The organism is Polaromonas sp., assembly GCF_018780625.1.
Classification (GTDB): domain Bacteria; phylum Pseudomonadota; class Gammaproteobacteria; order Burkholderiales; family Burkholderiaceae_C; genus Polaromonas.
The window spans coordinates 17,691-28,098 of the sequence record NZ_JADMJK010000034.1 but is presented as its reverse complement, the minus strand read 5'-3'; the positions used below and the strand labels follow the sequence as shown (position 1 = coordinate 28,098).

Genomic DNA, 10,408 nt, shown 5'->3' with positions numbered 1-10,408 from the left:
CCGCGGAACCGGCTTTGCCGGGCCGCAGGCGCAGCGGCCCCCTCGGGGGGCAGCGAACCACACGCAGTGGGGAGCGTGGGGGCCACATTCATGGTTCATTTCCAGAAACGATGCTCATGACCGCCATGCGCACAGCGATGCCAAACGTGACCTGCGGCAAGATGACGCTCTGCACGCCATCGACCACCGCCGAATCGATTTCCACCCCCCGGTTGATGGGGCCGGGGTGCATGACGATGGCGTCCGGCCTGGCCAGTTGCAGCTTGTCGTTGGTCAGGCCAAAGCTCTTGAAAAACTCCTGGCTGCTGGGCAGCAGCGCACCGCTCATGCGCTCGTTTTGCAGCCTGAGCATGATCACGACATCGGCGTCCTTGATGCCTTCTTCCAGCGTGTTGCAGACGCGCACCCCCATTTGCGCCATATCGGCGGGCACCAGGGTCTTGGGGCCGACCACGCGCACCTCGGGGCAGCCCAGCGTGGTCAGCGCGTGGATGTCGGAGCGGGCCACGCGTGAATGCAGCACGTCGCCCACAATGGCGACGGTCAGGTTGCTGAAGTCTTTTTTGTAGTGCCGAATGGTGTACATGTCGAGCAAACCCTGCGTCGGGTGCGCGTGCCGCCCGTCGCCGGCATTGATGACGTGCACATGCGGCGCCACATGCTGGGCGATCAGGTAGGGCGCACCGGATTCGCTATGGCGCACCACAAACAGGTCGGCGGCCATGGCGCTCAGGTTGGCAATGGTGTCCAGCAGTGACTCGCCCTTGGCGGCCGATGAGCGCGCGATGTCGAGGTTGATGACGTCGGCCGACAGGCGCTTGGCGGCGATTTCAAATGTCGTGCGGGTGCGGGTGGAGTTTTCAAAAAATAAATTGAAAACGCTTTTACCGCGCAGCAGCGGGACTTTCTTGACCTCCCGGTGGCTGACTGACACAAAGTTGGCGGCGGCGTCCAGAATCTGCGTCAAGATGGCCTTGGGCAGGCCTTCCGTGGACAGCAAATGGATCAGTTCACCGTTTTTATTGAGTTGTGGGTTTCGTCGGTACAACACGCTTGGGGTTCCTCTTGCGCTTAGGCTCTAATTTTTATCTGAATTTGTCGCTGTGACGACCTGTACTGCAAGGCTACCTGACCTCGGCGGCCTGGACCCGAAAGCTGAGCCGGCCGTCTGGTGCACGGGCCAGTTCCAGCGTCTGTGACGCGGGCAAGGCCACGCGGGCCACGGCCACATCGGCCTGGACCGGCAGTTCGCGCCCGCCCCGATCGACCAACACGGCCAGCTTGACGCTGGCAGGCCGTCCGTAGTCAAACAGCTCATTGAGCACCGCCCGGATCGTGCGGCCGGTGTAGAGCACATCGTCGACCACGATCAGGTGGGCGCCGTTGACATCAAACGGCAGCGACGTTTTTCCGCTGGAGGCCAGCCCGCGCTGGGAAAAATCGTCGCGGTGCATCGAAGACGACAGCACGCCGACCTCGCCCACCAGACCCAGATCCTGTTGCAGGCGCTGCGCCAGCCATTCACCGCCAGAGGCAACACCCACCAGATGCGGCGGCGTGGCGTAAGCGCCCACTAGCAGCCGCATGTTGCGCAGCAATTCGTTGTAAAGCGCCTCGGCGTCCAGGGTCAGGCTACTCATGGAAGACTCCTTAAAAATTGTTCCAGAATGATGCAGGCTGACGCCGCGTCAGCGTCCCAGGCGCCGCTGGCCAGGGCTTCGGTTGTGCTGTAGCGCTCGTCGACTTCAAACACCTGCAGGCCAAAACGTCCACGCAGCTGGCGGGCAAATTGCTGCGCGCGCCGGGTATTGTCGTGACTCGCGCCATCGGGATGAAACGGAATGCCGACCACCAGCGCATCGGGCTGCCATTCCTTGATACGGGCTTGAATCGCGGGAAAGCGTGCCGCGCCCTGGGCCGCAATGGTGGCTTGCGGCGACGCGGTACGGGTCAGTACATTGCCGCTGGCCACGCCCGTGCGCTTGACACCAAAATCAAACGCCAGAAAGGTTTGAAGCCCGGCGGCCGGCGCCGGCATGCCCGCCAGACTCACGCGTGGCCCGCCACTGGCGACAGCAGCCAGCTTTGCAGGCCCAGCAGCATCAGGGCCTTGTCGTAGCGCTGCTCCACCGGGGTGTCAAAAATAACCGCCAGATCGGCGGGGACTGTGAGCCAGCTGTTGTCCGATATTTCCGATTCCAGCTGACCTTCGCCCCAGGCCGAATAGCCCAGGGATACAAACACCCGGCGCGGGCCCGCCCCGGTGGACAGGGCCTCCAGCACGTCCTTGGAGGTGGTCATTTCCAGGCCACCCGGGATGGCCATGGTGGAAGCGTAGACCGCTTCGACGCCGGGCATCATGGATTCGTGCAGAACAAAGCCGCGCTCGGTTTGCACCGGGCCGCCATGGAACACGGGCGCATCAGTCAGGTCGCTGCGATGCAGAGGGAGCTCAACCTTTTCGAACAGATTTTTCAGGGTGATATCGCTGGGCTTGTTGATGACCAGGCCCAGGGCGCCCCGCTCGCTGTGCTCGCACATATAGATCACGCTTTTGGCGAAGGCCTCGTCTTCAAGGCCAGGCATGGCGATGAGAAAGTGGTGCGTCAGGTTGAGCTGTGAGGGGTCCGTGGCCATGCCGGGATTTTACGCGTACCGGGCCTGCGCCCGCGCAGCCGCGGCCATCCCGGCCCGTCACACCCTGAAAGCATGCCCAACGCCGCGCAGGGTATTTTTCGTTACCATCCGTGCCATGAAAAAACAATACGAGACCGGCCTGATGTGGTTCAGACGGGATTTGCGGGTGCAAGACAATGCCGCGCTGCACCACGCACTGAAATCCTGCCGCCGGGTATTTTGCATATTCATTTTTGACCGGGACATTCTGGCGCCCCTGCCCCGCGCTGACCGACGCGTGGAATTCATACGGGAATCGCTGGTCGACCTGAACCGGCAACTGCAGCAGATCACCCCGGACACTGGCCAAGCCCGGGGCGGCCTGCTGGTGCGCCACGACCATGCCATCAGTGCGCTGCCCGCGTTGGCAGCCAGGCTGTCGGCCGATGCCGTGTTTTATAACCATGATGACGAACCCCAGTCACTGGCGCGCGACGCCCGCGTGCGCGCCACACTGGAGGGCGCTGGCGTGGCGCTGCACAGTTTCAAGGACCATGTCATTTTCGAGCGCAGCGAGGTGCTGACGCTGGCCGGCAAGCCCTACACCGTCTTCACGCCCTACAAAAACGCCTGGCTTAAAAAAGTCGATGCCTTTTACCTCCAGCCCTACCCAGTTGCGCCATATGCAGCAGCGCTGACCGAGCCACCCGCAAGCGAAGCGGTTGGCGTGCCGACGCTGGCATCCCTGGGATTCGAGGCCACCAACCTGTCGACGCTAAAAATCCCCACTGGCAGCGCCGGCGGCACTGCACTTTTCGACGATTTTGTGAGCCGCATGGCGCACTACAAGGACACGCGCGACTTTCCGGCGCTCAAAGGGCCGAGCTACCTTGGCGTGCATTTGCGCTTTGGCACGGTGTCGATCAGGCAGATGGCCGCCATCGCGCTGGAGGCGCAAAAAAACGGCAGCGAGGGCGCAGCGACCTGGCTCAGCGAGTTGATCTGGCGGGATTTTTATGCCCAGATTCTGAGCAATTTCCCGCACGCCGCCAGCAGCGCCTTCAAGCCCGACTACGACGCGATTGCCTGGGAACAGGGCGCCCAGGCCCAGGCGCATTTTCAGGCCTGGTGCGCGGGTCAAACCGGCTACCCGCTCGTGGATGCGGCCATGGCGCAAATCAACCAGACAGGTTATATGCACAACCGCCTGCGCATGGTGACCGCCAGCTTTCTGGTGAAAGACCTGGGTATTGACTGGCGCTGGGGCGAGCGTTACTTTGCCGAAAAGCTCAATGACTTTGACCTGTCGGCCAACAACGGCGGCTGGCAATGGGCCGCCAGCACGGGCTGCGATGCACAGCCGTATTTCCGTATTTTCAATCCGGTCAGCCAGAGCGAAAAGTTTGATGCAGAGGGAAAGTTCATCCGCAAGTACCTGCCCGTGCTGCAAAAACTGCCCAATTCAGCCCTGCACAGCCCATGGCTGGCAAAACCAGCGGATCTGATCGCCGCCGGACTGGAACTTGGGGGGAACTACCCCAGGCCCATCGTCCAGCACGACGAGGCGCGCGCGCGGACATTGGAGCGTTACGCCGTCGTGAAAAAATCAGCCCCCTGATCCGCCATACTTTCCATCGCTGCGAACGCCTGCCATGCAGAGGCGGGCGTCCTGTTTCACTCTAAAGTAGTAATTTCTGTCACGCAGTAATGCCGCACCAGGCCCATCAAGGCGTCTTCGGAGTACGGCTTGCCCAGGTAGTGGTCTACGCCCAGGGTCTTCGCATGCTCGCGGTGCTTTTCAGCAATCCGTGAGGTAATCATGACAATGGGCAGATGCTTCAGGCGCTCATCAGCACGAATATTGCGCGCCAGATCAAACCCGTCCATGCGCGGCATTTCAATGTCGGACAAGACCATCGCGGGCATCTCGTCCTGCAAGCGCTCCAGCGCCTGCAAGCCGTCAGCCGCCATGACCACACGGTAGCCTTCACGCTGCAGCAGGCGCTGGGTAACACGCCGGACCGTGATGGAATCGTCCACAACGAGAATCAGTGGAACTTGCTGCGCTGCAGACGCCAACGCGGCCTCTCTGGCGCCCCTTCCGCTGGATGCCTCAAGTACCTGCGGCTCCGCACGATCGGCACTCCAGGCACTTGCCTGCTGGCCGTACACAGCGGCCAGTGCCACCGGGTTGTAGATCAGCGCGACCGCGCCAGACGCCAGCACAGACATTCCTGCCAGGCCCGGCAAACGTGACAACTGCGGACCGAGGTTTTTGACCACGACCTCCCGTGTGCCCAGGACTTCATCCACATGGAGTGCGATGCGTTGCGCCGCGCTTCGAAAAATCACAACTGGCGTGGTCTTGGCCTGCACCTCCTGGCTGTGTCGGGACGCTTGCAGCAAGGCGCCCGACCAGAAAAACGGCATCGACTCACCGCCGACTTCAAACGTCCCCGAGTTGTAGGCCTGCTGCAGTTCCTTGGTTGATACGCGCCTGACAGTTTCCACCACATTGGCCGGCACACCAACCGACAGGCTGCCCGCCCGCATCATCACCACCTGCGTGACAGCAGTGGTCAGAGGCAGCACCAGTTTGATGTGCGTGCCTTTTCCTGGCAGGGTGGACGTCTCAATCCGGCCGCCCAGCGCATTGACCTCGGCACGAACGACGTCCATGCCAATGCCGCGCCCCGCGATTTCTGTGATCTGCGTGGCCGTTGAGAAACCAGGCGTGAAAATCAGGCTGGCAGCCTCCTGGTCACTGAGCGACTGTCCGGGGGCAACCATTCCCAAGCTCAGCGCTTTTTGACGAATTGCATGCAAATCCAGACCGGCGCCATCGTCACTGAAGTCGACCGACACGTCGTTGCCAATCTGGCGGAGATGGACGGTGATAAGACCCACAGGGTCCTTTCCTGCATCCGCCCGCACTTGCGGGCCCTCAATCCCATGGGCCACGCAGTTGCGCAGCAAATGCTCAAAAGCCGGCGTCAGGCGGTCCAGGGTCGCGCGGTCCATTTCGATGGTGCCCCCCAGCAAATCGAGTCGAACCTGCTTCCCGGTATCCTTGGATGCCTGTCGCACAACGCGGTACAGCCGCTCCGAAATACCTTCAAACTCAACCATACGCGTTCGCAACAGGTCCCGCTGCAACTCACGGGTCTGTCGCGCCTGGGCAACCAGATCATCCTCCGTGGCCTCTACCGTGCGCTGCAGGGTGCGCTGCACGGTTGCCACGTCATTCACCGACTCGGCCATCATTCGGGTTAATTCCTGCACACGGGTAAAACGGTCGAACTCCAGAGGATCAAAGCCGACCTGAACTTCTTTGGCCTGTGCCAGACGCGACTGCATCTGCGATTCCGCCTGCAGTTCGATGTCGCGCAGTTGCTGGCGCAAGCGATTCAGGTTACCCGTCATGTCGTTCAATGAGCCGCGCAGTTGACCGATCTCTGTCTGCAGGCGACCGCGCGTCATCATGACCTCGCCAGCCTGGTTGACCATACGTTCAAGCAGATGGGATCGCACGCGTATGGTGGCAGACGCGGCTTGCCGCAAGGGCTGCATGACCATCGCCTGGGGTGCTGGAACTGCCAGTTTTCGGCCTGGCTCTTCAGGAGACGCACCCCCTTCGGCCTGAACGTGTTGATCCCCGGGCGCCGGCTCCGAAGCCGCAACGATAACCGTCAGCGGCTCGGCGTTGGCATGCGCACCTGTCCATTCAGGCGCCAGTGCTGCGACGTTATCGGCATGACGCAGACGTTCAAACGTGGCCTGCATCGCGTCAAAACTGATCAGCAAGGCTTCGAACGCCTGCGTATGTGCAGCCTCCGACCCGACGCTCTCGATGTCGGATTCCATTCTGTGGGCCATCTCGCCAAGGCGCAGGGCCCCCGCAAGACGGGCACTGCCCTTGAGCGTGTGGAGCACACGCAGCACCTCCATCCTGGCCCCCTCGTTGTCAGGCCGTGACGACCACTGGCGCAGGGCTCCGCCCAGTTGAGGCATCAGCTCATCGCCCTCTTCTTCAAAAATCGGGAACAGGTCCGGATCAATGTCATCAACCGCATCGATCTCATCGTCTGCATCGCGGGGCAAACCAGTCCCAACAACCTCCGGAAAGGAAAGCTCCCGCACGGGCGGTACGGCAAGCACAGCTGGCGATGGATAGGCCTGCGGAACAGCCCCAGACAGGATTTCAGCCTCAAGCAGCGCTGCGGGCGAAGTCTCGACCCCGGCTTCGGGTTCGTCCCTTTGCACAACATCAGGCAGAAAATCAAGTGCACCGAAGTCGCTCAAAGGCGTCGACGCAGTATCAGAAAATTCAAGCTGATTGAGGCGCTCCAAGATGTCAGCATCCGGCTGCCGGAGGAACCCAGCGGCGAACTGGTGTAGCAGGCGGCGAATATCTTCGGCTGCATCAACAAAGACCTGTCCGTATTGCGCAGCACCGTCACGGTGGTTGTGATCCATGGACTTCTGGAGCGCATGCTCCAGCGCCCGTGCCATCGCCGACAGCGCACTAAAACCGACAGTGGCCGAGCTACCCGCGAGGGAATGCGCCAAAGCCACCGTGGAATCACCAACAGGTCGATGGCTTTCAATCACCCATTCACCCACTTCCGCCACCAATCGGCGTGACCACTCGTCAGCCTCATTGAGAAAAACGTTGTAAAGCGGAATACCTATGCGCAAGCTGCCAATCCAGCGAACCTGCTCATCCTCCTGGCTGTCTTCACGCAGCTCAGACTCGGGCACATCGCCGAACGGTGCGTCGTCCATCGCCATCTGCACGCTGGACGGATCAGCCACGTCCAGTTCGGGCGGCTGAGCGGCGTCAAACGATTCAAGCATCGCGAAGGGCTCGGATACATTCGGAGCCGGCATCTCTGGAGGGAAAAACGCCAGGTCAACAGGTTCAGACTGGAAATGCATGTCGAAATCTGCGGTCGACAACTCAATCATTTCCGAAGACGCAAAGGCATCGGAGAAAGTATCTGGTTGGTTAGCCATCTTCAGATCCGGCACCACCACACCGTCAAGGCTGGCTTCGGTCAATGCGAACAAGCCGTTGGCCTCCGTCTCGCCGTCGGCGGCAACATCCTGCGCGCCCAGCGGCTGCGCAGCCAGTCCGGCATCTACAACAAAATCAACCGCAGGGTCAGGTTCAAAGGCCGTCTCGACAGAAAGCACAGCGTGCCCGCTGCCTTGCCCCGCTGCATCCACCCCGAGTTCCGGTGCTTCAAACGCATCGGATGCACCGGTTTCTTCAAGGGTGCCAGGCAGGACCGACAGGCCGTCAGTAGCAGCCTCGCGCAGGGGGCGGTAGCGCCCTTCGGTACGCATCGTCTCTGCGCTGCGGCAAAAAGGTGACGCCGACCAGCCGCCATCCAGGTGCGATGAAATAGCCTCGATCCAGCGTGAGAAGTCGGCCATTGCCTCATTGTTCAAGGCGCAGAAGTCGCCAGTAACTGGTTTTTGCTCCGCCAACCAGGCGTTGAGCAACTGCTCCAGGCCCCAGGCCGCCTCGCCAAACTCGCCCAAGCCGACCATTCGGGCACTTCCCTTGAGCGTGTGAAATGCACGCCGCAATACCGTCAACTGCCCCGCATCCCCGGGATCGCTTTGCAGTGCCAAAAGGGCTTCCTGACCCGTTCCGACCACTTCGCGTGCTTCCTCAAGAAAAATGTCGCGCAAGTCATCTTCCTCAAAGTCTTGCGAGACGACCTGCTCGACCGCTGCGGGAACAGACACCAGCAGGACGGATGCGCTTAGGAGGGAATCCGCGATCGCCTGATCATGGTCGACCGTGACTGCCACGACCGCTTCGGGGATGGTCTGGAGCATGGCGAATTCGCCTTCCAGCGCAGCCGGTGCGGGCAGTGGGTACAGCTTCTCGTTAACACTTTCAGCGAGGCTTGAGACCTCCGTTTGCGCTGCCAGGGAAACAAACTCCTGTGACAACAAGTTACCATTCCCGGTCTCAGCCGTCGCCGTAGCAATATTTTTTGCGCGGCCCATCAACAGCTTGAGTTCGCCTTTTTCCTCGTCATAGACAAACAGCTTTTTCGCCAGCACAGGCTGGTAATTCAACATATCGATCAGGAAACTCAACGCCCCCAGATTGTCGCCGATGCGCTCAAAGGTCCCAGCCGCCCGCATCTGGGCCTCGTCAATTTCGGACACCAGCATTTGCTCAATGCTGTCTTTCATGCGTGAAACCGCATGAGAGGCCTGGTCCAGCCCCAGCAGCGACAGCACGCCACGCATCTGTGACAACTGCCCGGGCACTGCACGCAGCGCCGACTTGTCTTGCGGACTGCGGAAAAACAGATCCAATGACCTTTCGACCTCGCCCAGACCCACACGCAATTCATCCACCACACTGCCCATGGTTTGCTTGTCGCTGACGCGGCGGTACAACTCCTCCATCCAGGCTTCCAGTGGCTGTGGTTCACCGCCTACGCGAACGCCCTCCAGACGCTTCGCCAGACTGGCGGTTCGCTCGGCCAGTTGCAGATCATTAGGATCCAGGTCAGCGAAGACCGCTTCGAGATAAAGCACGGAAGTCGCGACCTCCATCGCCAACTCAACGCGCGGGCTTTGGGCAGCGCGGAGCGTGGTGTCCACTGCACGGCACAAAGCTTGCGCCAGTGGCTCGCTAGGCGGATGCAGTTTGAGCAGGGATTCGGCCACCAGGTTAAATTGATCAGCCACAGACTTGAGTTTGCTGGCGTCTCCGGCCGCCAGCGACGACCAAAGTTCCTTGGCAGAGGTGATCCGCTTGCGTGCCTGCGCCAGCAAGGCTGGATCGAAGCGGCCAAACTGCACCAACTCGTAGTCAACCGGTTTGAATTGGTCAAGCCCGTAAGTCAAGCGGACCGCCGCCAGAACAGGGGTGTCGCTGGCCGGGCCAGAAGCCGCTTGGGCACAGAAAAATAGCAAGTCCTGTGCAAGGCGTTCCGAGATAGCGGTGTCGCCTTTAGAAAGCGACGCATATTGCATGAGAACGCGGGATGCGGCACGCCGCACATAAAGGTCCGGGTTCAGCAGATCGTGCGCAACAGCTTCAAAATAGGCTGCCGCAATGATCCAGAAAATCCGCGGCTGGCGTTCCGTTTGACCAGCGGACAAGCCAAGGCTGAGGGACTTGAGGTTCTGCGCCGCCTCTGGTGCCTTGCCTTTCATGAGCGGGAGCACCGATTGGTCCAACACCGCCCTTGCGCTGTTGTCATAACGCAGGGGTTCAGCCGTCATGGCCAGCGCAGGCTCCAGCCAGCGCCACTCCAGCGGCCACAGGTCGGCAGGGTGAATCCGGTCGGCGCGGACCAACTCCAGCACATCACGGTATTGCGGAAAAAGGGATACGGCATACACCGGCCTGCCCGCCAGCACACCTTCGAGGTATTCCGTCAGTGCAAAGCTGGCCCGCTCTATCCTGGCAGCAGCATCCTGGCTGCAGTGTTCAGGCTGCTGCAGAAACTTTTGTACTGCGGCCTCCATGGCCCGAAGTACCAGCGCCGGGCCTGGCAATCCGACCATCTCCAGTGCGCCCACTGCCTGGTGCAACTGCTGGCGCGCAATTCGCAGCTGCCCGGCGTCAAGCGAAGCCAGATCGGAGCCGCGCGCTGCCTCTGCCTCCCGCACAAAACGCTTGAGCGCCTTTGCTGCGCCCTCCAGCGATTTACGAAGCTCGTCAAGCACCCAAGCCAGGGGGCCAAGATCATTGACGCTGGAGTCGAGTTCATGAGCCGTTGAATTCGGGACGTTGAATTGCATAGATAACGAG

General features: G+C 61.0%; 7 protein-coding genes. 2 read left to right on the top strand and 5 right to left on the bottom strand.

Annotated features, from left to right (window positions below):
- Nucleotides 1-88: 88 nt before the first annotated feature.
- The 4 genes from IV091_RS02820 to IV091_RS02805 all read right to left on the bottom strand — a co-directional run bounded on the left by IV091_RS02820 (nt 89) and on the right by IV091_RS02805 (nt 2,637).
- Entirely contained in the window at nt 89-1,051 is a 963-nt protein-coding gene (locus IV091_RS02820) for an aspartate carbamoyltransferase catalytic subunit (protein WP_293464827.1), read from the bottom strand.
- A gap of 73 nt (nt 1,052-1,124) precedes the next feature.
- A complete protein-coding gene (gene pyrR, locus IV091_RS02815) occupies nt 1,125-1,640 on the bottom strand; it encodes a bifunctional pyr operon transcriptional regulator/uracil phosphoribosyltransferase PyrR (RefSeq protein WP_293464824.1) in 516 nt (171 codons plus the stop codon).
- Complete coding sequence (gene ruvX / locus IV091_RS02810; protein ID WP_293464821.1) at nt 1,637-2,038, bottom strand: Holliday junction resolvase RuvX; 402 nt, start codon at nt 2,036-2,038, stop codon at nt 1,637-1,639. The genes pyrR and ruvX overlap by 4 nt, the downstream gene beginning before the upstream one ends.
- A gap of 11 nt (nt 2,039-2,049) precedes the next feature.
- On the bottom strand, nt 2,050-2,637 hold the full coding sequence (locus tag IV091_RS02805) for a YqgE/AlgH family protein (RefSeq protein WP_293464818.1): 588 nt from the start codon (nt 2,635-2,637) through the stop codon (nt 2,050-2,052).
- A 115-nt stretch (nt 2,638-2,752) separates the two neighbouring features.
- Between IV091_RS02805 and IV091_RS02800 the strand changes: the two genes are divergently transcribed.
- The gene (locus tag IV091_RS02800) at nt 2,753-4,234 is read left to right on the top strand and encodes a deoxyribodipyrimidine photo-lyase (protein ID WP_293464815.1); all 1,482 of its coding nucleotides are present in this window, start codon (nt 2,753-2,755) and stop codon (nt 4,232-4,234) included.
- A gap of 56 nt (nt 4,235-4,290) precedes the next feature.
- Here IV091_RS02800 and IV091_RS02795 read toward each other — a convergent pair whose 3' ends face one another.
- Nucleotides 4,291-9,960 carry an Hpt domain-containing protein gene (locus IV091_RS02795; RefSeq protein WP_293464831.1) on the bottom strand — a complete coding sequence of 1,890 codons (5,670 nt, stop codon included), beginning with the start codon at nt 9,958-9,960 and terminating at the stop codon, nt 4,291-4,293.
- Between IV091_RS02795 and IV091_RS02790 the strand changes: the two genes are divergently transcribed.
- Entirely contained in the window at nt 9,928-10,377 is a 450-nt protein-coding gene (locus IV091_RS02790) for a hypothetical protein (protein WP_293464833.1), read from the top strand. The two genes, IV091_RS02795 and IV091_RS02790, sit on opposite strands and share 33 nt — an antisense overlap.
- Nucleotides 10,378-10,408: the final 31 nt, after the last annotated feature.

Bases quoted from the DNA above. Each gene is read 5' to 3' on its own strand.
- pyrR (WP_293464824.1), bottom strand. From the start codon at position 1,640: ATGAGTAGCCTGACCCTGGACGCCGAGGCGCTTTACAACGAATTGCTG.
- ruvX (WP_293464821.1), bottom strand. From the start codon at position 2,038: ATGCCGGCGCCGGCCGCCGGGCTTCAAACCTTTCTGGCGTTTGATTTT.
- IV091_RS02805 (WP_293464818.1), bottom strand. From the start codon at position 2,637: ATGGCCACGGACCCCTCACAGCTCAACCTGACGCACCACTTTCTCATC.
- IV091_RS02800 (WP_293464815.1), top strand. From the start codon at position 2,753: ATGAAAAAACAATACGAGACCGGCCTGATGTGGTTCAGACGGGATTTG.